Below are 24,682 nucleotides of genomic sequence, written 5' to 3'. Positions count from 1 at the left end.
TGTGGAGGACTGATAAGTAGAATATATAACTACTTCTTTTTATTATTTCTTAGCTTCAACCAACTCTAATAAATCCACAGAAACATTGGTTGTAAACAGGCCGTAGTTCACTACGGCTTTGTTTTTTTCAAGTTTATCAATACTTCCTATAGCCTTGCCATCAAACATACGAACGCGATCACCAACTTTTAAAGTTGGTTTTGACTTTGGTTTGGCGGCCTGTTTCTTGGCTTGTTGTTTTTCTTTCTGCTTTTCTTTTCTAACAACCGCAATTTCTTTAGAAACTTCTTTGACTACTGCAGCTTTTTTTTGCTTCTCAGCTTTTGCCTGCTTTGCAGATGTCTTTTTTCGCTTGCTATTCTCAGTTTCAACTAGTCGAAGTAATTCAGCAATAAGTGGTTTTTTCCTTTTGTCTATAAAATACTTTTCTGCAATATCGTTAAGCTTATTACCTAGATAAATCATACGCTGGTTACTATCATATAATTCCTGATAATTGCGCAATTTGGTCTTCATTTTATCATTCAGTATTTCTAAACGATCATGTTCTTCACGCGCTTTACTTTCTTCATCTTTTAGTTGTTGTGATGTTTTTTCAACAGCCCGACGTTGCTTTTGAAGCTTGGCAATAGTCGCATCGAAACGAACTTTACCGCGCTCAATTTTCTTCTTAGCCCGATTTATTAGGCTATATGGAATCCCATTTTTTTGAGCGACTTCGAATGTAAATGAACTTCCGGCTTCACCAACCACTAATTTAAAAACCGGCTCTAAGGTTCGATTATCAAATTGCATATTGGCATTGCTCATAAACGGTTGCTCATTAGCTAACAATTTCAAATTGGCATAGTGGGTGGTGATAATACCAAAGGCTTCTCGATTATAAAATTCTTCTAAAAATGCTTCGGCCAATGCACCACCTAGTTCGGGATCAGATCCAGTCCCAAATTCATCAATTAAAAACAAGGTGTTCTTGTTTACCTTTTTCAAGAAATAGTTCATGTTCTTAAGACGATAGCTATATGTGCTTAAGTGGTTTTCGATTGACTGATTATCGCCAATATCGGTCAGTATGCGGTCAAACAAACAAGTCTTACTGCGTTCATGTACAGGAATTAGAATACCGCTTTGTAACATAAGTTGTAATAACCCAATTGTTTTTAAAGTGATACTTTTTCCGCCGGCATTTGGACCAGAAATGACAATAATTCTGTTTTCCTTAGACAATTCGATAGTCTGAGGATACGTCTTTTCATTTTTTGCTTTATTAGACAAATAGAGTAGTGGGTGATAAGCGTCTCTAAAATAAAGAGATGTATCATCGACTATTTCAGGTAAAATAGCATTCAAACTTCTAGCGTGTTTTGCCTTGGCAGCGGTGACATCAATAAAGCTTAAAAAGTGTTGGTAGGCTTCCAGCTGTGGTAATGCAGGTCTTATAAATTCAGTTAGCTTGCGCAATATTTTTTCGATCTCTTCTGCTTCTTCAAAAAGAAGATTTCCCAGTTCTCTCGAAAATTGAAGTGTGACCTCTGGTTCTATGAAAACAATACTTCCTGTTTTAGAACTGCCCATGATTGCACCTTTCACTTTACGTCTGTGCATCGATTTTACGGCAAGTACCCTTTTATTTTCAACAACAGACTCTCGTATATCATCCAAATATTCGGCATTATGATAACGGGTCAGGGCAGAGGCAAAACTTTGATTAATTTTTCCTCGCACCACATTAATACGTTTTCTAACGGCAAGCAAGGTCTCCGACGCATTGTCCTTAATTTCTCCAAATCTGTCAACTACAAGATCTATTTGTTCAATAATAAATGTATTGATCTCAATGGTAGAGGCCGTTTGATTTAATATGGGATAATACTCCTTGAATTTTCTAAAGAAAACTGCCAGTTTATTTGTGGTATCCGTGATATCACTAATTTTTTTTAGAGCCTGCACTTCTAAAAATGTGTTTTCAATACGAAGTAGCTTTAGCTCCGAGTTGATTGCGCTAAATTCATGATTGGGTATGCGATTGTCATTTTCGAAAGAAGACAGGTATTCAGAGGTTTGAACCAATATACGTTCGAGCCTTTCCTTTTCTTGAAATGGCTTTATCTCTAAAGCCATTTTCTCGCCAGGATCGGTATTACAATTGGCAGCAATTTGCTCAAGAATGGTATTGAATTCTAAATCTTGAAGTGTCTTTTCAGAAATGTTAATCATGTACTGTTGATAATTTCAAAGCAAAAATAAGTATTAACTAACCCAAAGTTTAGAACTTTGATAAAGTAATAATACTGCATGAATGTAAATATTGAAACAAGCTGGAAAGAACATTTAAATGATGAGTTTGAAAAACCTTATTTTTTTGATCTTATCAATTTTGTAAAATCGGAATATAAAACCCAAAAATGTTATCCTCCGGGAAAACAGATTTTCTCCGCTTTCGATCGTTGTGCTTTTAATGATGTAAAGGTTGTTATAATTGGTCAAGATCCATACCATGGTCCAGGACAAGCCAACGGGCTTTGTTTTTCAGTTGCTGATGGCATTCCGCATCCACCATCATTAATCAATATTTTTAAAGAGATCGAGGCTGATCTTGGAACTCCGTATCCTAAGTCTGGTAATTTAGAGCGCTGGGCAGATCAGGGTGTATTATTGCTTAATGCAACCTTAACTGTTAGAGCACATATCGCAGGCTCACATCAAAAAAGAGGATGGGAACAATTTACCGATGCTGTTATTAAGACCATTTCCGAAAAGCAGGAAAAAGTAGTTTTCTTATTATGGGGCGGATTTGCTAAGAAAAAAGGGAAACAGGTTGATACTACAAAACACAGAGTTTTAACCACAGGACATCCATCTCCATTAAGTGCAAATAGAGGATACTGGTTCGGAAATAAACATTTTAGCCAAACTAACTCGCTTTTGAAAGCGATGGGGCAGTCTCCGATTGAGTGGTAGTTTTGATTACCTTGGGGTTTTTCTTTGGTTTCTTATCTACTGTGTTACTGCTAAAAATAAGTAGTACAACATTGATAAAAGTTAGAATGCCCAAAACTGTAAAAAGTGTAAGCATAACAGGTTTTTGTATAATTATTTAAGTTCGGTTGTGTTAGGGTGATGCAAATATAACGCATTGGTTGCGTATTTTGTTACAAAAATCTTAATGAAAGCCTACTTTTATGTTAAGAGGAAAATAAATACGATAAACTTCACAATATGTAGAAAATATTTTTTGTTTTTCATCAAATTAGTAAAGAAAATCAATTTCTGTTAGCGATTTAGAGGTTTGAATTAAACTGAGTTCATTCAATTTTCCAAGGATTTTTTGCAATTCGCTTTCTTTTAACTGATAGGCACTCCAGTGCGTTCGAGATAACCATTCTTGAATGTCTTCAAGTTTTTGTTCATATCTATTTGCTAAAGTTATGTCAATACTTGGAATGTTTTTGAAATCCTGAGTGCAATTATTAAGCGTTTCGATCATGTTGGAAACTGCATTTTCCTTAGTATCAAGTATTTCGTTTCTAATGGCAAGTACAAAACAAGGCCACGGTGTATTTTTAACTCCTACGCGTCTAAAAACACCTTCATCAACCAATGGTTTTGTAGTAAATTGTTCCCATAAAAAGTAATCTGCTTGACCATTAGTAAGATCATTTACAGCACCACTCAGGTTATTTACAAGTTGGAATTTAAGATCATTTGTAGGCCATTTTTTTCCTTGAGCATGCACATACGCCATTAAATGAGATCCGCTTCCATAGCGGCTAATAGCAATGGTTTGTCCCTTAAGGTCTTCTTCGTTTTTAAAGCTAGATTTGGCACCCACATGAATGCCCCACGACAAGGGACTACCAACATATACTTGTGCTATTTTTGAAGGATTACCTTCAGCAATATCTTTTACAATACCCTCGGTCAAAACAACCGCAGCGTCGATTTCACCAGCTCGAAGTGCTTTGCACATTGCGCCCGTACCACCGGGAAAGGTTTCCCACTCTACTTGAACACCATTGCGTTCAAAACTTCCATCTTCAATGCACAAGTGCCAAGGCAGGTTAAAATGTTCAGGAACACCTCCTACTTTTATTGTTGTCATTTACTATCTGCTGTAATTTTATTCAGGGTATATTCAATTAGATTTTTTACCACCGCATAGGGATCAGGGCTAAAATCACCAATCGCTCGGTTGGCTATAATGGCATTCATTGAAACTGTTTTATGACCTAGTAAAAATGCTAAACCATAATTAGCTGCTGTCTCCATTTCAAGATTGGTAATTTGCTTACCATTATAGTTGAAAGAAGCCAATTTATCATTCATCTTAGGATCGGTTGGTTGCAATCGTAATTGTCGACCTTGGGGCCCATAAAAGCCAGCATTAGTTACCGTAATGCCGTTCACAATTTCATCAGAGGATAATTGGTTTACTAATTCAGGATCTGCTTTATAGGTGTAGGGAACAGTCATATGAGTATCCCACTGCAAATGATCTTTTAGTGCTTTAGAAAATTCCAATTCTTGATGTTTTTTATCATAAAAATGCATCAGTCCATCAAAACCAATGCCATATTCGGAAATTAAAAATGAACCCACTGGAATGCTCGCTTGAATAGATCCAGAGGTTCCGATTCTAATTATCTGCAAGGATGTTTTCTTTTCTTTGATCGTTCTAGTCTCAAAATCTATATTGACTAATGCATCCAACTCATTAAATACAATATCAATATTATCAGTCCCTATTCCAGTCGAAATTACGGTTATCCGCTTGCCTTTAAAGCTACCAGTTGTCGTTTTAAATTCTCTCTTTTGTACTGTAAACTCAATACTATCAAACAAGTCAGTCACCTTAGCAACTCGATCTGGATCACCAACCGTGATAATGGTTTCTGCTAATTGTTCTGGCTTTAAATTAAGATGATAGATACTACCATCGGGATTTATGATCAATTCTGATTCCGCTATCCACATGTTATACTTTTTCTATTGTTCTTGAATTGATGTCATATACAAATCGGTACTTAGAAATACCTCCAAAAATGGTATCATCTTTTAACTTGTCATAAAAATTAGCTTCTTTGGCAAGTGCTTTTTCCCCATCCTCATTTAATACTAAAAAATCATCTTCAGCTTCAAAAAATGAATCCATTTTATCAATGATTTTTTCCAATTGAGAATCTCCATAACCATAGTAGCCCTGATATTGCAACAAATACCCTAATAAATGATGTTTAGATTTTATTTGGTGTTGGGTAATTAAATTGAGTAGATGAACTTCGATTAAATTGAGTCCACTATGCTTAGAAGGAAAACGCTTTAAATGCGCGCTCAAACAATTAGAAAGATATTTAAATGACGAAGGCTGGGTGACATATTTATGAAATTGATGATGCATGTCAGAACAGTAAATTTGCCATAGTGAATCGGCTAATTTTATGTCACTGTCTTTTAGTAAGATCTTGTTCTCAAAATGATCTAGTAATTGACCTTTCGAAAGTTCGGACAATCCTTTTAAATGATCTTCACCTGCAACCCGACCACTACAAATACTGTAAATAGGGAGATCATTACCCATTTGATGAAGCAAGCTAATAGCCGCAATCATATTAATATGGCAAAATAGGTCATACTCAAACCAAATGTTGATTTCATCATAGCCGGAAAGATCCTTTAGCATCTCAAATTGATTGCTAAACTTCTCTTCATAATACCCGACAGGTATGTCATATTGCAATTGCAAAAAACAGCTACGCAAATCAATAAACTTTGATGAATCGATTTTGTAAGTGCTAGGGCCATCACATAAGATTTCACGCCAGGTGAACATATGTTTATCAAAACCAAGATCAATTAGTCTATTGGTGAGACTATCGCCGTTTGTGATATGAAATATTTTTTTTTCCAGAATGTAGTATATGGTTGTTATTTATTTGTTGAAGTTGTAGTTACCCTCCAACTCGCTTCACCTTAAATCCCTTTTCTTTTAGTATATCCATTATTCTATCACGGTAATCACCCTGAATAATAATCTGATCATTTTTAAAGCTACCGCCTACGCTCAATTTTGTTTTGAGTTCTTTTGCTAATTGTTTAAAATCTTCATCTGCGCCAGTATATCCTTCGATAATGGTAATAGGCTTCCCCTTTCTTTTTTCATATTTACAGATTAAGGGATCGTCTTGCATCCAAATTGCATCTGATGATTGGTCAATATGCGTTTCTTCCTCTTTATGATCAGGAAAAAGATTTTTAAGTTGATCTTTTAGATCCATTTTAGTAGTTGAGAGTTTAGAGTGGTGAGTTCAGAGTTAGGCTTCAAAAGTCAATCAAGTCTTTAATCTATCCTCTTATTTCTTAATTAATCCAATTTCAACAAGACGCTGATGTAAAAAGTCTCCCGCGGTAATGTCATCGTACGCTTTTGGATTACCTGAATCAACACATTCCTCTAAACAATTTAACTTCATGTCACTTCGTGGGTGCATAAAAAATGGGATAGAATAACGCGGTTTTCCCCATTGCTCTTTTGGTGGATTGATCACGCGGTGAATGGTAGATCGAAGTTTATTATTCGTATGGCGTTCTAGCATATCACCTACATTAATAACCAGCTCGTCTTCATTTGGGATGGCGTCAATCCATTCTCCGTCCTTCCTGAGTACCTGCAGCCCTCCGGTTGAAGCACCCATTAGCAAGGTGATTAAATTAATGTCACCATGGGCACCAGCCCTAACAGCACCTTTTGGTTCTTCCGTTATTGGTGGATAATGAATTGGACGTAAAATGCTATTACCGTTACTTGCCCAATGATCAAAATAATGTTCATCTAAGCCAATATATAGGGCTAGTGCTCTCAGAACATAGATTCCAGTTTTTTCTAGCATTCGGTAGGCTTCCATGCCTACTTCATTGAAATCTTCCAGTTCATCGACCTTAATGTTGTCGGGATATTCTTCAATTAGATTTGCATCGTCGTCAGGCTCTTGTCCAAAATGCCAAAACTCTTTTAAATCTCCTTCTTTTTTTCCTTTCGCATGCTCTTTCCCGAAAGAAACATAACCGCGTTGTCCAGCTAATTCTTCACGCTCATACTTCTTTTTTGTTTCTACAGGAAGTGCAAAAAAGGACTTGACTTCTTTATAAAGGTTGTCAACCAATTTATCAGAAAGGAAATGGTTTTTAAGTGAAACAAAGCCAATATCTTCATAGGCTTTACCAATAGAATCAACAAATTGTTGCTTTCGTACAGGGTCGCCAGAGGTAAAATCAGCTAAATCTACACTGGGTATATTATTCATGTTTATGGTTTTATTGGTATGATGTCTAACAAAGGTAGCAATTAAAAGGCTTTTTAAATAGCCCGGTAATTCAGATCTTTTAAAACAATAAAACAAATAGGGTGCGGATTGTTATTTTTTTACATTTGATATATCGAAAACGTACTAATGGATAAATCAGTAACTAGCTCAAAAGTCATAAAATTCGAGCCTAAATCTTGTGATAAAGAGACGAAGCTACAGTTGTACAGGCGTATGCTTAAGCCACGAATGATTGAGGAAAAGATGTTGCTTTTACTTCGACAAGGGAAGATTTCTAAATGGTTTAGCGGTATTGGTCAAGAAGCAATTGCGGCAGGGGTTACTGCAGCTTTGAATAAAGACGAATACATACTACCAATGCACAGAAACTTGGGTGTTTTTACAGGTAGAGACATCCCTTTGCATAGACTATTTAGTCAATGGCAAGGTAAAGCAAGCGGATTTACAAAAGGTCGAGATCGTTCATTTCATTTCGGTACACAAGAGTTTAATATTATAGGAATGATATCGCATCTAGGTCCTCAAATGGGTGTTGCTGATGGAATTGCGCTTGGTAATCTATTAAAGAAAAACAATAAGGTTACGGCAGTTTTTACTGGAGAAGGGGGGACAAGTGAAGGAGATTTTCACGAAGCCTTAAACGTAGCTTCGGTATGGAACTTACCAGTTGTTTTTTGTATTGAAAACAACGGTTATGGTCTATCTACACCAACAAGCGAGCAATTTAAGTGTGGTGATCTTGCCTCACGAGGCAAAGGTTATGGTATGGAATCTCATATTATTGACGGGAATAATATTATTGAAGTATACGAGAAGGTAAGTGCGATTGCAAATGAGATAAGAGAAAACCCAAAACCTGTTTTAATTGAATTCAAGACCTTTAGACGAAGAGGTCATGAAGAGGCTAGTGGAACGAAATACGTACCTCAAGATTTAATGGATTACTGGGAGGAACGGGATCCTTTGACCAATTACCAAGGGTATCTTTTAGAAGAAGAGTTACTTTCAGAAAGCTGCATTAATGATCTCAAAAATGAGATAAAAAAAGAGATCGACGCGCATTTAAAAATAGCATTTGAAGAAGATGTGGTTACCGCCGATTTACAAAAAGAACTTTCGGATGTTTATAAATCGCATGATTTTGAAGAAGTAAATCCTTCATCTACTAAAAAAGAAATGCGCTTGATTGATGCAATTTCTCAATCACTTCGTCAGTCGATGGAGAAGCATGATGATTTGGTAATCATGGGGCAGGATATTGCGGAGTATGGAGGCGTTTTTAAAATAACGGAAGGGTTTGTAGAAACTTTTGGTAAAGAACGTGTTCGTAATACACCTATCTGCGAATCGGCTATTGTTTCTGCTGCAATGGGCCTGTCAATAAATGGCATAAAATCAGTTATGGAAATGCAATTTGCTGATTTTGTTTCTTCAGGATTTAATCCGATTGTAAATTTACTAGCGAAATCGCACTATCGTTGGGGCCAAACTGCCGATGTTGTGGTTAGAATGCCCTGTGGAGCTGGAGTAGGAGCGGGACCTTTTCATAGTCAAACCAATGAAGCTTGGTTTACTAAAACACCAGGCTTAAAGGTTGTATATCCGGCATTTCCTTCAGATGCAGCGGGTTTATTGGCAGCTGCTATTAACGATCCGAATCCGGTTTTGTTCTTTGAACATAAAGCCTTGTACCGTAGTATTCGTGAAGAAGTATCAGAAGATTACTTCACTTTGCCAATCGGGAAAGCGAAGCTTTTACGCGGAGGAAATGATGTTACTATAATCACATTTGGCGCATCGGTACATTGGGCGTTAGATACTTTAAGTGAGATGAGCGAGGTTAATGCGGACCTTATTGATTTAAGAAGTTTAAATCCGTTAGATACCAAAACTATTTTTGAATCTGTCAAGAAAACGGGAAAAGCTATTATTTTGCAAGAAGATTCTATGTTCGGCGGTGTTGCTTCGGATATTTCTGCATTAATAATGGAAAATTGTTTTGAATATCTGGATGCCGCTGTTAAAAGAACAGCTAGTTTAGAATCTCCAATTCCGTTTGCTGGAGTTTTAGAAGATCAATATTTACCAAAAAGTAGGTTCAAGGAAGATTTGGAGCAGTTGTTAGCTTATTAATTAGAGGCTAACGGAATTTCCGAAAGTTTTCGGGGATACTTTTTCTTGATCTCCTTTTGTTCAGTACTCGAAAGCTCATTAAAAGAACGGCCTAGTGATTGTATAGCTTCTTCATTGCGAAGTTCGTTGTACGCCTTGATCAATTCATTTTGCACCGTAACATAAAACTTGTAATCGGTAGTACGCATATGTTGAAGTGAAACTATAGCTTGATCAGGATTATCTGATGAAGTAGCAAGTTGCTTTCCATCACAATAGTCACAGCTGCCATCGCCATTGTTGTCAATAAAAGCCTTTGCGAGCTCAGTAAGTTCTTCGACTTCTGCAACTCCATCTTCAACAAATACTTCATTCTTGTCATTCAAACTTACTTGCAAAATGTTTCGCTTGTTAATGTCAATTATTGGTGTTTCCTGATTTGAAGCTAATCGGGTGTTAATTCCTTCATCTGCTTCAATCTTGGTGACTACCAAGAAAAAAATTAGCATTAAAAATGCAATGTCGGCCATTGATCCGGCATTTAAACCTGGTTCTTTTTTGAATCTCATAATCTATAAAGTTTAGTGTTAACGTATATAGATAGATCAATAGTTATACCATACTTAGTGATTTTATCGGAATAAATGACTTTTGGTCGAACTTTAATAACTAATGTTCTAGATGTTTGGATTAACTTTTCAGAATGAAAAAATTGTAACTTAATTAACCTAAAACTGATTTTATGAAATATCTTATTCTCTTACTTACTTTGATAACGTTTAGTGCGTGCTCATTGTCAAAACAAAATCGTTCATATCGTTCCATGATCAATGGTCAATGGACTTTACAAAGTGTTACACACCCAAATAACCCTGGAGAGTTTAATGCTGATCTATTTAATACAGCGAATGCCTTTTGTTATAATGAAAGTACTTGGAATTTCATTTCTAACAATAGTACAGGATCTTATAGCTTTAGCAATGGAAATTGCGGCCAGGAGTCAAACCTGATACGCTGGTCAATTTTTGAGCCTGGTGACGGAAGCTATCAATTTCAATTTAAGCCAATTGATGAAAAGAAAAAAAGCACTAATAACAATGCTGGTTTTCGTTTGAATATTGATGCTTTAAACGAAACCAGTATGACTTTATCAACTACTGTAAATGTTGATGGGACACCATTTTTAATTAACCTAAATTTTATAAAATAACGGACTATGAAAACAAGATATAAAGCAATTAACTACGCATTAAGTCTAATACTAATATTAAGTGTTAGTATGAGTTGTAAAACAGCAAACAACACTCAAAAAGGTGCTGTAATTGGTACTGCTGGTGGTGCTGTCCTTGGCGGAGTAATCGGTAATAATGTTGGAAAAGGAAATACAGTTTTAGGTGCCATTATCGGTGGTGTCGTTGGCGGTGCAGCGGGTGCTTACATTGGTAACAGAATGGACAGACAGGCTGAGCGTATTGAAGCAGAGATCCCGGGTGCAGAAGTCGAACGTGTTGGTGAAGGAATCAGTATCACTTTTGATGAAAGAAGTGGGGTATATTTCGATACCAATAAGTCGAATATTAACTCAAAATCTGCCGCTACTTTGCAAAAACTTGCGGGTATTTTTAAAGAATATCCTAATTCCAATATTCTAATAGAAGGCCATACTGATAACACAGGATCTGACGATTACAATATGACACTTTCGAAAAAGAGAGCACTTTCGGTATCAGATTATCTTGCAGGAAAAGGAGTAAGCTCGAACCGCTTTACTACGAAGTGGTATGGTGAAGAGCAACCGCAGCATGATAATTCCACTGCCGATGGTAGATCAAAAAATAGACGAGTTGCTCTTGCAGTAGTTGCTAATGAGCAATTAAAGCAAGAAGCAATGAAAAAGACCAAAGGATAATATCCTGCCTACCTTTTGCATGTAACCAATTAAATGATCAAATTAAATTGGTGAAGCCCACAGTTTGAAAAGAAGCTGTGGGCTTTTTTGTGTTTACGTTTATCCTAACTATCTTCACTATGCAAATGAAAAAGAAGTTTCAGGTAGTAATTATTGGCGGTGGTTTAGGTGGATTGACGACTGCTCTTCATCTCAGCAAATCAAATATAGAATGTCTGATAATTGAAAAGAGCGCCTATCCATCGCATAAGGTATGCGGCGAGTATGTTTCAAATGAAGTACTGCCATATTTACAATATTTAGGTGTTGACCCTATATTGGCAAATGCCAAGAATATTTCAAAATATTTAATATCTACAAAAAAGGGCAAAACGGTTCATGGAAAGTTAGATCTCGGAGGTTTTGGTATAAGCCGTTACTGTTTAGATAATTTAATGTTTAAGCAGCTTCAAGAAGCTGGAGGTATACTTTATCAAGATCAAGTAGTTGCTGTTCAATTTAATAATGATGAATTTCAAATAAAAACGGCAAATAGAACTGAATTTGTCGCTCAATTTGTAGTAGGCGCCTTTGGCAAGCGATCTAATTTAGATAAGTATTTAGATCGTGATTTTATTCAGAAAAAATCTCATTGGTTAGCTATCAAGGCCCATTATCAAGCAAATTTTGATGATAGCCTAGTAGCCTTACATAATTTTGATGGCGGTTATTGTGGTTTATCAAAAGTTGAAAATGATATGGTAAATGTCTGCTATTTGGTAACATATAATTCATTTAAAAAAGAAAAAGATGTAGAAGCATTTCAGAAAAATGTGATGACAACAAACCCACATTTAAAAAAGTTCTTTCAAGATGCTATACCAGATTTTGACCAACCACTTAGCATTAGCCAAGTGTCATTTGAGAAAAAAGAACCTATTGAAAAACATCTATTAATGGTTGGCGATACAGCTGGATTAATTCATCCACTCTGTGGAAATGGGATGGCAATGGCAATACATGCAGCCAAAATATGTTCAGAAGCTCTTATTCAATTTTTTAGTGGTGACCTACCTTCAAGAAATGAAGTAGAGAAGGTTTACAAAAATGACTGGAAACTGAATTTTAGCAAGCGTCTAAAAACTGGGCGATTACTATCTAAGGTATTTTTAAACAATCGATTATCAAATATAATGATGAATAGCAGTCAGGTTTTTCCTGAATTAGTACCGCAAATCATTAATAAAACACATGGCGACATCTTAACTTTAGAAAGCCCATGATGATATCAGTTAAAAACCGAATTGATGCTGAAGAAGAGCTGGATAATTTTGAGTTGTTTGGCGAGGAATTAGAACAGACTCTAGAGGAAATAGCTGTTGTAAATCAGATGCTAGGCGGTAATCGCATTTCTATAAAAGCGGTTAAAACAATTTTAGGATCAATCTCGACTAACAAGCATGTTACAATAGTTGATGTAGGTTGCGGTAATGGTGATATGCTCCGTTCTTTAGCGAAAATGGCAAAAAAACAGAACTTGAATGTTGAGTTACTAGGCATTGATGCCAATCCGTATGCTATAGATATTGCTAAAGAATTGTCAAGCAACTTTGACAATCTTAACTATAATGTCATTAATGTTTTTGATGAGGAGTTCGGAAAATTGAAGTATGACATTGCCCTATGTACTTTGACACTCCATCATTTTAAGGATGATGAGATATCTGACCTAATGAGAGTAATGTGTCAAAATGCATCGATATCGGTTATTGTAAATGATTTACAGAGAAGCGGAATTGCCTATCATTTATTTAAACTATACAGCTGGGTTTTTAAGTTAGGGCCAATTTCTAAAGCAGACGGATTAACCTCTATTTTAAGAGGATTCAAAAAAGAGGAGTTACAGTCAATTTCAAGAAAACTCAAATTAAAAACATATTCAATTCAGTGGAAATGGGCTTTTCGTTACCTATGGATTATAAAAACAGGAAACACTAAATGAGTGTAAAAATTAAAGCAGTAGCTACCCAGGTACCAGAAAATACAAGGCCTACTCAAGATATTATTGAATTGATGGAGGGCTGGCTAGAGGGTCAGGACGATCGATTTAAACGAAAGGTGAAAAAGATTTTTGAGAATGCTGCGGTCGACAGAAGATACTCGATCATGAAACCTGAGGAAGTCGTTACTAAAACTTCATTTCAAGACAAAAATGAGGTATATCGTAAAGAAGTAATCAAGCTAGGTAAATCTTGTCTTGAAAAAAGCCTTAGCAAAGCCAATTGGAAGCCAACAGATATTGATTTTTTAATCACGGTAAGCTGTACAGGTATTATGATCCCATCACTTGATGCCTTTCTAATAAACGATCTAAAGATGCGGCAAGATGTAGTGCGTTTACCGGTTACTGAAATGGGCTGCGTTGCTGGAATCTCAGGAATGATATATGCAAAGAATTTCTTGAAAGCAAATCCAGGAAAACGAGCTGCTGTAGTCGCCGTTGAAGCACCAACAGCTACTTTCCAACTTGATGATTATTCGATGGCTAATGTGGTCAGCGCTGCCATTTTTGGCGATGGAGCAGCCTGTGTTTTAATGAGCTCGCATGATGATGATAAAGGTCCCGAAGTAATTGCTGAAAGTATGTATCACTTTTACGATGCACAACATTATATGGGTTTTGATCTGGTAAATTCGGGTTTGAAAATGGTGTTGGACAAAGAGGTGCCTGAACATATCGCTGCTCATTTTGATGATATTATTCACCCATTTTTGAAAGAGAATAATTTGGATATAGAAGCAGTCAATCATTTAATATTCCATCCTGGTGGTAAGAAGATCGTTAAAACTGTAGAGGGGTTGTTTACTGATATGGGAAAGAATATTGATGATACAAAAGACGTTCTTAGGCAATTTGGCAATATGTCAAGTGCTACGGTTTTATATGTGTTAGAACGATTTTTAGAAAGAGACTTGAATAAAAATGATATTGGACTTATGTTGAGTTTCGGGCCTGGTTTCACAGCACAGCGTATTTTGCTAAAATGGTAGACGAAATGTCAATTCGAGTGTTTTAATCGAACGATAGTAAGATTAAAAAGTACCGAGAATCCATTGACTAAAAATTTTATAGAAATCAATCTAACTGCCAGCATAAATCAATAGTGTATTTAACACGCTATCAATCATTAAAATAACTGGATACTCACTATCTTAGAAATAAATTAATACACACCTTGAAATCATCTGAATTCAATTCTGAAAACACGAACAACTGGGCTGTAATACTTGGGGGCAGTACAGGTCTTGGTTATGCAACTGCATTAAAACTTGCTCAACACGGCCTACAGGTTTGTATTGTTCATAGAAATGCGCGCACCCAAATGACGGAAATTGAAAACAATTTCCAGAAGATAAAAGAAGAAGGAGTTGAGCTTTTAAGTTTTAATATTGATGCTACAAATGTTGAAAAGCGACAAGAAGTTATTCAACAGTTTGTAGACAAAAATATTAGTGTTAAAGTACTTATTCATAGCATCGCAAAGGGAAATTTAAAGCCAATGCTTTCAGATGAGACCACGACCTTGGCTAATGATGATTTTAAAATCACTATTGATGCAATGGCAATTAGTTTATATGATTGGGTAAAATCAATTAGTGATAATGAATTGTTCTCACAAGATGCGCGTGTAGTTAGTTTTACAAGTGAAGGCAGTCAAAAAGCCTGGAAGAATTATGCAGCAGTATCAGCAGCAAAGTCAGCTTTAGAAGCGATCACCAGAAATATCGCATTAGAATTCGCATCAAAAGGAATACGAGCCAACTGTATTCAAGCTGGAGTAACTGATACAACTTCATTAAGAATGATTTCAGGATCAGAGGAGTTAATTGAACATACGAAAAAACGTAATCCTTTTAATCGCTTGACAAGACCAGAAGATGTGGCAAATGGGGCTTATTTATTGTGTAAGAAAGAAGCAGCGTGGATTAATGGTACCATTATAAAAGTCGACGGAGGCGAACATATATCTTAAAATGAGCGCACAAGAAATTATCTCAAAATTACCGTATAGTGATCCTTTTCTTTTTGTTGACGAATTGAGTTCAATATCAGAAAATGAAATTACAGGCTCCTATCTTTTTAAAAGAAATATGCCTTTTTATGATGGGCATTTCAAAGGAAATCCGATTACTCCTGGGGTAATTTTGACAGAGTGTATGGCTCAAATTGGCGTCGTCTGTTTGGGTATTTTTTTAATGGGCGATAAGCTTGGTGAGAATCCTAAAATTGCAATGACAAGCACTGATATTCATTTTTTAAACCCGGTCTTACCAGACGAAAAAGTGATAGTAACATCAACAAAGGAATATTTTAGATTTGGAAAATTAAAATGCCACGTTACTATGACTAATGAAGAAGGAGAAGAGGTGTGTAACGGTTTTATATCAGGTATGATTTTCCAATAAAAATGAGAAAAAGAGTTGTAATAACTGGTCTTGGCGTCGTTTCTCCAAATGGAGTTGGTTTAGACGCATTCACGAATGCTCTGAAAAATGGGAGTTCTGGAATTAGGCATTCTAAGGTATTAGAAGAACTACAGTTTTCTTGTCAAGTTGCTGGCGAACCTATTATTTCTGATCTAATGAAGGAGGAGTACCTTACTCGGTTGCAATTGCGAGGTTTCAATAGCACGGGAATTTTGTATGGCGTAATAGCTGGTATTGATGCCTTTAAGGACGCTGGTCTCAAGATAAATGCTGATGAAGTAGATTGGGATATGAGTATCATTTTTGGTGCTGGGACTTCGGGAATTGACAAGTTTAGGGAAGCTATTTATAAGGTAGATGAAAAGAACGTACGTCGATTAGGAAGCAGTGTAGCCATTCAGGTAATGAATAGTGGAGTAAGCGCATATTTATCAGGAATTTTAGGTGCAGGCGGTCAGGTAACCACTAATTCGTCGGCCTGTACAACGGGAGCTGAAAGTATTTTAATGGGTTATGACCTGATTCAATCGGGTCGAGCTACTAAAGTTTTAACGGGAAGTACTTCAGATAGCGGTCCATATATCTGGGGAGGCTTCGATGCAATGAAAGTATGTGCATATAAGTTTAATGATCAACCAGAAAAAGCTTCAAGACCTATGAGTGAATCCGCCAACGGATTTGTACCCGGAAGTGGAGCAGGAGCTTTAATGCTAGAAACACTGGATAGTGCTTTAGAAAGAGGTGCTACTATTTATGCCGAATTGTTAGGCGGCCATGTTAATTGTGGCGCTCAGCGCAACGGAGGGTCATTAACCGCACCGAATAATGAAGCAGTGCAACGTTGTATTAAAACTGCGGTAAAAAATGCAGGCATTAATGCTCAAGATATTTCAACAATAAATGGTCATTTAACCGCTACTAAAAAAGATTCTATTGAAGTACAAAACTGGAAAGAAGCACTTGAATTTACTAAAGATAATTTCCCACCGATTAATTCTTTAAAGAGCTTGGTAGGTCATGGTTTAAGCGCATCCGGAGCTTTAGAAAGCGTAGCTTCTGTTCTTCAAATAAAAGAACAATTCGTTTTTCCGAATGCGAATTGTGAAGATATACATCCAGATATTGAAGCTATGATTAATTCAACTTCTGTGCCAACCAAAATGAAAGAATTAGATGTCGACATAGTTGCAAAAGCAAGTTTTGGTTTTGGTGATGTAAATGGTTGTCTTATTTTTAAAAGATATAATCATAGCTAATGAGCGACACCAATTTATTAGAAAAGTTAAAAACTATTGTTGAGCCTTATGTTCAAAACAAAGAAGCTTTTTCGACTATATCAGAAGAAACTGATTTCATAAATGACCTTAAGATCAATTCAGCTAACTTGATTGACGTGGCATTAGATGTGGAGGATGAGTTTGATATAATGATCGAAAATGATGATATGGACAAAATGCTAACGGTAAAATCGTCTTTAGAGGTTATTGAACAGAAATTGGCGGAAAAATGATTGGTAATGATGTGGTCGATTTTCAACAAGCTCAATTGGACGGTAGCTACAATAGACCGCGTTTTATGGATAAAACCTTCAATCTGCATGAGAAGGAATATATACTTGCAAATGAATATCCTCATAAAATGGCATGTATTTACTGGAGCGTCAAGGAAGCAGCCTACAAAGCATATGTTCGTGAAACCAGAAACCGGTTTTTAAACCCTAAAAGAATTCACCTTCAATTAAAGGATGGTGTAAAAGAACCAATTGATTTATTGGTATCAATTGATTCATTTAGCTATATGGTTGAAATTGAAGTAAACGAATGTAGAGTAGTTTCAGTAGCTAAAAGCATGAATCAATTTTCAAAGAAACTATTTAGTCATACGATTCAACTACCTAGCAACCAATACTCCATACAAAACGTATATACAAAGACGGCAGTTTTAGATTTTATCTCAAAACATCTAAACAAACCAAAACACTGTCTGTCAATTGGGAAAAATGAATTAGGAATTCCTTTTTTATTTATGGATGGTTCAAAGAAAGAACATCAAATTTCTTTAACTCATCATGGAGAGTATGCGGCTTACGCAGTGGCATTTTAAAATGATATTTGGACTCCTAATTTAATCGATATAATGCCTTATTAATAGGCATATAGCAATAGTTTTTATTGTTAATATTTTGGTAATAACTCCTTGATGTTAAAACGCTAAAATGTCCTTACATTGCCGGACTATTAATTTTTTAAGCACACAAATGAAAACAAAATTACCCAACAAGTTGTTAACGTTGAGCATGCTATTTCTTAGCGGATTTCTGTTCGCTCAAGTGCCAGCATATTACAACGGAACAAACATTAATCAAAGCGGAGAGGCCCTTAAGACGGCACTCGCAAATTTGATTACGACTACTCAAGCGGTAGAGCTTTCATACACCCCTGGTGTTTGGAACACATTGCAACAGAGCGATCTTGACCCAGCAAACAACAACAATGTTTTGCTTATTTACGGATCGAATGACAATGATGGTAACTTAATGACGGACCGAAGCCGCGATGCCAATAATAATGGCGGCAGCACTGGTCAATGGAATCGTGAACACACCTATCCACGTTCCTTAGGTCAACCAAATCTTGGTTCAGAAGGACCAGGTTCTGACGCACATCATTTAAGACCATCCGATATTGGCCAAAACTCTTCAAGAAGCAATTTAGCCTTTACTGCAGGAAGTGGAATAGCCGCTAGAGTAAATGGAGGTTGGTATCCTGGTGATGAATGGAGAGGTGATGTAGCGCGTATGATGATGTTTATGTATACACGATGGGGAGAACGTTGCGCCGCTATAAGAGTAGCAAACGGATCGACTACTTTTAGCCCGGAGATGCCGGATATTCTTTTACAATGGAATGTTGAAGATCCAGTTTCTGCTTTCGAAATTCAAAGAAATAATGTGGTTGCAGGAATTCAGGGAAATAGAAATCCTTTTATTGATAATCCAGCTTTTGCAACTAGTATTTGGGGAGGACCACAAGCCGAAGATCGTTTTGGAAATGGCGGATCAACAGATGTTGAAGCACCAAGTGCGCCAGCAAACCTTGTAGCCTCCAATGTGACTCAAACGACGGTTGACTTAACGTGGGATGCAGCAACGGATAATGTAGGTGTAACTTCATATCAAATTTTCAACGGTACAACTTTGGTTGATACATCAACTACTACTAGCTATACAGTAAGTAATTTAACTGCTAATACAGCCTATACATTTACCGTAAAAGCTGTTGATGCTGCTTTTAATGCTTCTGCGGAAAGCAATGTGGCTAATGTAACTACTTTAGAAGATACTACACCTCCGGTAACAGGAGACGCTGGTTTAATTATTACGGGTGTTTTTGATGGACCACTAACTGGTGGAACACCAAAGCTTATTGAATTATATGCCACGGCAGATATTGCTGATTTAAGTGCTTATGGTTTTGGTTCTGCTAACAATGGAGGCGGAACTGATGGACAAGAGTTCGCATTTACAGGAACTGCAACCAAAGGTGATTTTATTTATATCGCGACAGAAGTTCCTGGTGTAAATACTTTTTTCGGAATTACACCAAACTTTACATCCGGTGCGGCTGGAATTAATGGAGATGATGCAGTTGAATTATTTTTCAATGGAAATGTAGTTGATATATTCGGAGATATTGCTGTTGACGGTTCTGGTCAAGCTTGGGAGTATACAGACGGTTGGGCATATAGAACTGCTGGTTCAGGTCCGGATGGGGCTAATTTCACAATAGGAAATTGGACATTTAGTGGAAGAGATGCAATGGACGGTCAAGTGGATAATGCCACGGCTACAACACCATTCCCTATCGGAACATATACACCACCAGCAGTTGCTTCAGATTTGAAGATTACTGGGGTTGTCGATGCTACTTTAACCGGAGGTACGCCAAAGGCAATTGAAATTTTTGTAATAAATGACGTAGCAGATTTAAGTATCTACGGTTTTGGTTCAGCTAATAACGGCGGCGGAACTGACGGACAGGAATTTGCATTTACAGGATCAGCTACGGCTGGTGACTATATTTATATAGCTACAGAAACAGTCAACTTTAATATCTTTTTCGGATTTGAGCCGAACTTTACAACAAACGCTGCTGCTATAAATGGAGATGATGCTATCGAATTGTTTAAAGATGGTGAAGTAGTTGATGTATTTGGAGATATTAGTGTTGATGGTTCAGGTCAAGCATGGGAATATACCGATGGTTGGGCCAAGAGAAAAGACAACACAGGACCAGATGCTAATGCATTTAACATTGATAATTGGACTTTTAGTGGTCGCGATGCCTTAGATGGTCAAACTGATAATGCGACTGCGACGAATCCTTTTCCTATTGCCGTGACTCCTGTTGCGGGACCAGCATTAAGAATTAATGGTGTTTTTGACGGTCCACTTACTGGTGGAACTCCAAAAGCCATTGAGCTAGAAGTATTAGCTGATATAGCTGACTTAAGTATCTACGGTTTTGGTTCTGCTAACAATGGAGGCGGAACTGACGGACAAGAATTTGCATTTACAGGATCGGCTGTTGCTGGTGATAAATTATATATCGCTACCGAAGAGCCTGGTTTTGTTTCATTCTTCGGGTTCACACCAAACTTTATTTCTGGTGCTGCTGCCATAAATGGTGATGATGCAGTTGAATTATTTCAAGATGGTGAAGTAATCGATGTCTTTGGTGATATTGCCGTTGACGGTTCAGGTCAAGCTTGGGAGTATACTGACGGTTGGGCCTATCGCGTTGCTGATACAGGTCCTGATGGCTCAAACTTCACAATAGTAAACTGGACATTTAGTGGTCCTAATGCATTAGATGGTGAAACAACAAATGCGACTGCAGCCAATCCTTTCCCAATTGAAATGGATCCAGTTGAAGCACCAGCATTAAGAATTAATGGTGTTTTTGATGGGCCTCTTACAGGTGGAACTCCAAAAGCAATCGAATTAGAAGTACTAGCTGATATTGCTGACCTAAGTATTTATGGCTTTGGTTCTGCAAACAACGGTGGCGGAACTGACGGGCAAGAATTTGCCTTTACAGGATCGGCTACTACAGGTGATAAATTATACATTGCTACTGAAGAAACTGGTTTTACAACTTTCTTCGGATTTGCACCAAACTTTATTTCAGGTGCTGCAGCTATTAACGGTGACGATGCAGTGGAGCTATTTAAAGATGGTGAAGTAATCGATGTCTTTGGTGATATCGCTGTGGATGGCTCAGGTCAAGCATGGGAATATACAGATGGCTGGGCATTTAGAAAAGAAAATACGGGCCCTGATGGATCAACATTCATCTTAGATAATTGGATATATAGTGGACGCGATGCATTAGATGGTGCTACCGATAATGCTACAGCAACCAATCCGTATCCAGGAGTTGTGCCAATCGTACCAGCAGCCTTAATAATTACGGGTGTTGTTGATGGTCCTCTTTCAGGAGGAACACCAAAAGTGATCGAGTTATTGGCAACAGCTGATATCGCAGATTTAAGTATCTATGGTTTTGGTTCTGCCAATAATGGTGGCGGAACTGACGGTCAGGAATTCACTTTTACAGGAACAGCGACTGCAGGCGAGTTTATCTATATAGCTACTGAAACTACCGGCTTTACTTCTTTCTTTGGTTTTGAACCAAACTTCACAACAGGAGTAGCGGGAATTAACGGAGATGATGCGATTGAATTATTCAAGGACGGAGAAGTAATCGATGTCTTTGGTGAGATTGCAGTAGATGGTACAGGTCAGCCTTGGGAATATCTTGATGGCTGGGCAAAGCGCAAAGAAGGAACTGGCGCTGACGGATCAACATTCGTTTTAGATAATTGGACCTTTAGTGGACCGAATGCGTTAGATGGTCAAACGTCAAATGCAACGGCTCCAAATCCATTCCCGATTGATGGAGGTGGTGTAATTGTAGATCCAGAATTATCGACGATAGCAGAAGTAAGAGCTACTACTGATGGAACTGCGGTAAAAGTAACTGGAGTACTTACAGTATCAGATAATTTTGGCGGTTCAGCCTTTATTCAAGACAATACTGGCGGTATTGCTGTATTTGATGCAAAAGTACATGGTGACGGATTGTTTGCAGTGGGTGATTCTATTACCATTGTTGGAACAAGAAGCACATTTAGAGAGCAAATTCAAATTAGCCCAGTACTGACTGTTGAATCAAATGGTACTGCTACAAATCCGATTGAACCAGTAACAATTACACTAGCCGAGCTTTCACAATACTCGGGTCAACTTGTTCGTGTAGAAAATCCTGTTTTCCCACGTCCTAATGATGTATTGTTTGGTAGTACTAATTATAATATTACTGATGCAAGTGGTGCAGGTCAACTGCGTTTAGATAATAATGTAGATAGTTTAATCGGCTTGGCACAACCTGAAAGCTGTGGTGAAGTGGTAGGCGTTGTCGGACGCTTCAATGAGATTTTCCAATTACTACCTAGAAGCAACGAAGATCTTACTTGTGCGGGTGAATATGTGAATCCAGCAGATGCGATCACCGTAAGCAAAGACAAGACTTTTGATGTTGTAACATGGAATATTGAGTGGTTTGGAGATGAAGAGAATTCTCCTGCAGCTGGTAATCCGATGTCGGATCAAATTCAAAAGGATAGTGTGAAAGCAGTTATCCAGCGATTAGATGTAGATATTATAGCAGTTCAGGAAATTGCTGATGATGTATTATTTGGGCAAATGATCGATGAGCTTCCTGAATACAGTTATGTTTTATCAGATGCCGTATCAAGACCAAATGATCCTGGAGTAAAGCAAAAAGTTGGATTTATTTATAAGAATGCAACTGTTGAAAATGTTGCTACTAAGGTGTTGTTAGAATCTATTCATCCTTTGTACAATGGAGGTGATGATAGTGCATTGGTAAATTACCCAAGTACAACAGATCGTTTTTATGCAAGTGGCCGTTTACCATTTATGATGACTGCCAATGTAACGATTGAAGGCGAAAGCAAGGAATTCAATATCATCGACCTGCATGCACGTGCTAATAGCAGTAATGGTGCTCAAAACCGTTACGATATGCGTAAATATGATGTAGAAGTGCTTAAGGACTCACTAGATGCATTCTACCCGAACGCTAATATTATACTATTAGGTGATTATAATGACGATGTAGATGTCACAGTGGCCGATATTACATCCACTGTAACATCTTATGAAGAGTATGTTGCAGATGGTATAAACTATGAGATTGTCACTTCAATCTTAAGTGAAAATGGCTTCAGATCGTTTGTAGCGAGAGAAAACCTGATCGATCATATTTCGGTTTCCGATGAATTAGCGAATAATGATATTACTGGATCGACAACAGTACATTATGAATTTTTCGATGGCGATTATTCGCGTACTACTTCAGATCACTTCCCTGTATCTACAAGATTTCAGTTAAATGAGCTAAGTCTAGGAGCAACTACTTCAACCGATGTAAGTTGTAATGGAGAAGGAGATGGTTCAGCGTCAATTACTGCAACTGGTGGAATCACACCATATACTTATTTATGGAGCGATGGTCAAGAAACAGCAACAGCGACTAATTTAAGCGCGGGTGATTATAGTGTAATTGTGGTTGACGCCCTTGGAAATGAGTTGATGTCTAGCACAATCACAATTAGCGAACCAGCTGCAATCAATTTGACACTTATAGAAGATCAAACGGTTTACTTTGGCTATGGTCCTGAAGAGTCTGCATTGTTAACATTCGATACCTTAGATGGTGGAGATGGTAACTTTACGTATGAGTGGAGTACTGGTGAAACAACCGATGTTATTGAAGTTTCTCCTGAGGAGACAACGCAATATACCTTAACTGTAACTGACGGTACTGGTTGTTCAGTAACCGGAACGGTAAATGTAGAGGTAGTTGATGTACGCTGTGGTAACAATACAATTCGTCCTAGAGTAGAACTTTGCTTTAGAGGTAGAACACGCTGTGTGTCAACACGTGCTGTACCATCGTTCCTTAGAAGAGGTGCTACCTTGGGAAGTTGTGATTCTAGTCAGGAACTCGTAATTACGAATTTAAAAGCATTCCCTAACGCGTTTAGAAGCCAAATTAGTATTTGGGTGCGTAGTACTCAAAATACTAATGTTGATTTGGTACTATACGATTTTACTGGAAACGTTGTCAAGCAATCTGCTGGTAAAGTATATCCTGGTTTCTGTAAATTTAGAATGACCGGATTAGGTAAACTACCTGGAGGTGTTTATTTCTTGAAGGCCATTGTAGATGGTAAAGAGCAAATTTCTAAGAAGATGGTTAAGTTTTAAAACTTAATCATTTCCATCAAATAAAGCCCTGCTAGTTTTACACTTGCAGGGTTTTTGTTTTCTAATAAAAAGAAACATAAAGCTCCCCTCTTTAGTAAAGAGGGGAATGAATTCAGCTTTGCTGAAGAAAGGGGAGATGTGTCCACTTTTTCTTATATGAATGCTACTTTAATTTCATTTAAAACCCCATCCAAATCATCAAAAACTCTTTTATTCTCAAACCGAATTACTTTGAAGTCAAGAGAATTAAAATATGCCGTTCTTTTAGCATCGTATTCTTCACTTTGAGGGTTATTATGTACTTCTCCGTCTAATTCAATAATTAACTTATCGGAAGCTAAATAGAAATCAACTATATAGTTTCCAATACTATGCTGTTTTGCAAATTTTTTACCATCAAGCTGCTTAGCCTTTAAGAATTTCCACAAATAAGCTTCAGAAGGAGTGAGCTTTTTTCTTAGGTCCTTTCTAAATGCCTCGAGGTCCTTTTTATTATGAATTTTATTAGTTCGCATT

Annotated in this window: 21 protein-coding genes; 13 read left to right on the top strand and 8 right to left on the bottom strand. The window is 37.2% G+C overall.

Features of this window, described 5'->3' with window-relative positions; genetic code table 11:
* Positions 1-42: 42 nt before the first annotated feature.
* The gene (locus GWK10_RS00345; protein ID WP_164028914.1) at positions 43-2,217 is read right to left on the bottom strand and encodes an endonuclease MutS2; all 2,175 of its coding nucleotides are present in this window, start codon (positions 2,215-2,217) and stop codon (positions 43-45) included.
* A gap of 78 nt (positions 2,218-2,295) precedes the next feature.
* On the opposite strand from GWK10_RS00345, the gene GWK10_RS00340 reads away from it, so the two are divergent.
* Positions 2,296-2,961, top strand: coding sequence for a uracil-DNA glycosylase (locus GWK10_RS00340; RefSeq protein ID WP_164028913.1), 666 nt, complete (start codon positions 2,296-2,298; stop codon positions 2,959-2,961).
* A 289-nt stretch (positions 2,962-3,250) separates the two neighbouring features.
* On the opposite strand, the gene GWK10_RS00335 is transcribed toward GWK10_RS00340, so the two are convergent.
* The 5 genes from GWK10_RS00335 to GWK10_RS00315 form a co-directional block, all read right to left on the bottom strand.
* Positions 3,251-4,102: a substrate-binding domain-containing protein gene (locus tag GWK10_RS00335; RefSeq protein WP_164028912.1), complete on the bottom strand. Its 852-nt coding sequence runs from the start codon at positions 4,100-4,102 to the stop codon at positions 3,251-3,253.
* A complete protein-coding gene (locus tag GWK10_RS00330) occupies positions 4,099-4,974 on the bottom strand; it encodes a nucleoside phosphorylase (protein ID WP_164028911.1) in 876 nt (291 codons plus the stop codon). Before GWK10_RS00330 ends, GWK10_RS00335 begins: the two co-directional genes overlap by 4 nt.
* A gap of 1 nt (position 4,975) precedes the next feature.
* Entirely contained in the window at positions 4,976-5,830 is an 855-nt protein-coding gene (locus tag GWK10_RS00325) for a DUF1835 domain-containing protein (protein ID WP_164028910.1), read from the bottom strand.
* 118 nt (positions 5,831-5,948) lie between these two features.
* Positions 5,949-6,275 carry a translation initiation factor gene (locus GWK10_RS00320; protein ID WP_164028909.1) on the bottom strand — a complete coding sequence of 109 codons (327 nt, stop codon included), beginning with the start codon at positions 6,273-6,275 and terminating at the stop codon, positions 5,949-5,951.
* 75 nt (positions 6,276-6,350) lie between these two features.
* Positions 6,351-7,301 carry an isopenicillin N synthase family dioxygenase gene (locus tag GWK10_RS00315; protein WP_164028908.1) on the bottom strand — a complete coding sequence of 317 codons (951 nt, stop codon included), beginning with the start codon at positions 7,299-7,301 and terminating at the stop codon, positions 6,351-6,353.
* A gap of 147 nt (positions 7,302-7,448) precedes the next feature.
* On the opposite strand from GWK10_RS00315, the gene GWK10_RS00310 reads away from it, so the two are divergent.
* Positions 7,449-9,455: an alpha-ketoacid dehydrogenase subunit alpha/beta gene (locus tag GWK10_RS00310; RefSeq protein WP_164028907.1), complete on the top strand. Its 2,007-nt coding sequence runs from the start codon at positions 7,449-7,451 to the stop codon at positions 9,453-9,455.
* Here the strand turns inward: GWK10_RS00310 and GWK10_RS00305 are convergent.
* Positions 9,452-10,003 carry an ExbD/TolR family protein gene (locus GWK10_RS00305; protein ID WP_164028906.1) on the bottom strand — a complete coding sequence of 184 codons (552 nt, stop codon included), beginning with the start codon at positions 10,001-10,003 and terminating at the stop codon, positions 9,452-9,454. The two genes, GWK10_RS00310 and GWK10_RS00305, sit on opposite strands and share 4 nt — an antisense overlap.
* A 173-nt stretch (positions 10,004-10,176) precedes the next feature.
* Between GWK10_RS00305 and GWK10_RS00300 the strand changes: the two genes are divergently transcribed.
* The 11 genes from GWK10_RS00300 to GWK10_RS00250 all read left to right on the top strand — a co-directional run bounded on the left by GWK10_RS00300 (position 10,177) and on the right by GWK10_RS00250 (position 24,166).
* Complete coding sequence (locus GWK10_RS00300; RefSeq protein WP_164028905.1) at positions 10,177-10,644, top strand: lipocalin family protein; 468 nt, start codon at positions 10,177-10,179, stop codon at positions 10,642-10,644.
* A 6-nt stretch (positions 10,645-10,650) separates the two neighbouring features.
* The gene (locus GWK10_RS00295; protein ID WP_164028904.1) at positions 10,651-11,343 is read left to right on the top strand and encodes an OmpA family protein; all 693 of its coding nucleotides are present in this window, start codon (positions 10,651-10,653) and stop codon (positions 11,341-11,343) included.
* Between the two features lie 125 nt (positions 11,344-11,468).
* On the top strand, positions 11,469-12,605 hold the full coding sequence (locus GWK10_RS00290) for an NAD(P)/FAD-dependent oxidoreductase (protein ID WP_164028903.1): 1,137 nt from the start codon (positions 11,469-11,471) through the stop codon (positions 12,603-12,605).
* Positions 12,602-13,324: a methyltransferase domain-containing protein gene (locus GWK10_RS00285; RefSeq protein ID WP_164028902.1), complete on the top strand. Its 723-nt coding sequence runs from the start codon at positions 12,602-12,604 to the stop codon at positions 13,322-13,324. Before GWK10_RS00290 ends, GWK10_RS00285 begins: the two co-directional genes overlap by 4 nt.
* Complete coding sequence (locus GWK10_RS00280) at positions 13,321-14,373, top strand: type III polyketide synthase (protein WP_164028901.1); 1,053 nt, start codon at positions 13,321-13,323, stop codon at positions 14,371-14,373. The genes GWK10_RS00285 and GWK10_RS00280 overlap by 4 nt, the downstream gene beginning before the upstream one ends.
* A 185-nt stretch (positions 14,374-14,558) precedes the next feature.
* Positions 14,559-15,356 (top strand): enoyl-ACP reductase FabI, encoded by a 798-nt coding sequence (locus GWK10_RS00275; protein ID WP_164028900.1) that lies wholly within the window; start codon positions 14,559-14,561, stop codon positions 15,354-15,356.
* A gap of 1 nt (position 15,357) precedes the next feature.
* A complete protein-coding gene (locus GWK10_RS00270; protein WP_164028899.1) occupies positions 15,358-15,789 on the top strand; it encodes a 3-hydroxyacyl-ACP dehydratase FabZ family protein in 432 nt (143 codons plus the stop codon).
* Positions 15,790-15,791: 2 nt separating this feature from the next.
* Positions 15,792-17,066 (top strand): beta-ketoacyl-[acyl-carrier-protein] synthase family protein, encoded by a 1,275-nt coding sequence (locus GWK10_RS00265; RefSeq protein WP_164028898.1) that lies wholly within the window; start codon positions 15,792-15,794, stop codon positions 17,064-17,066.
* The gene (locus tag GWK10_RS00260; protein ID WP_164028897.1) at positions 17,066-17,320 is read left to right on the top strand and encodes an acyl carrier protein; all 255 of its coding nucleotides are present in this window, start codon (positions 17,066-17,068) and stop codon (positions 17,318-17,320) included. Before GWK10_RS00265 ends, GWK10_RS00260 begins: the two co-directional genes overlap by 1 nt.
* Positions 17,317-17,913 (top strand): 4'-phosphopantetheinyl transferase family protein, encoded by a 597-nt coding sequence (locus GWK10_RS00255; RefSeq protein WP_164028896.1) that lies wholly within the window; start codon positions 17,317-17,319, stop codon positions 17,911-17,913. The genes GWK10_RS00260 and GWK10_RS00255 overlap by 4 nt, the downstream gene beginning before the upstream one ends.
* A gap of 154 nt (positions 17,914-18,067) precedes the next feature.
* Positions 18,068-24,166 (top strand): endonuclease, encoded by a 6,099-nt coding sequence (locus tag GWK10_RS00250; RefSeq protein ID WP_164028895.1) that lies wholly within the window; start codon positions 18,068-18,070, stop codon positions 24,164-24,166.
* A 152-nt stretch (positions 24,167-24,318) separates the two neighbouring features.
* On the opposite strand, the gene GWK10_RS00245 is transcribed toward GWK10_RS00250, so the two are convergent.
* A complete protein-coding gene (locus GWK10_RS00245) occupies positions 24,319-24,681 on the bottom strand; it encodes an endonuclease domain-containing protein (RefSeq protein ID WP_164028894.1) in 363 nt (120 codons plus the stop codon).
* Between the last annotated feature and the right edge of the window lies 1 nt (position 24,682).

Source organism: Spongiivirga citrea (genome assembly GCF_010671565.1).
GTDB classification, from domain to species: domain Bacteria; phylum Bacteroidota; class Bacteroidia; order Flavobacteriales; family Flavobacteriaceae; genus Spongiivirga; species Spongiivirga citrea.
The sequence above is the reverse complement of the archived record's forward strand: the minus strand, read 5'-3'. Positions and strand labels throughout refer to the sequence as shown.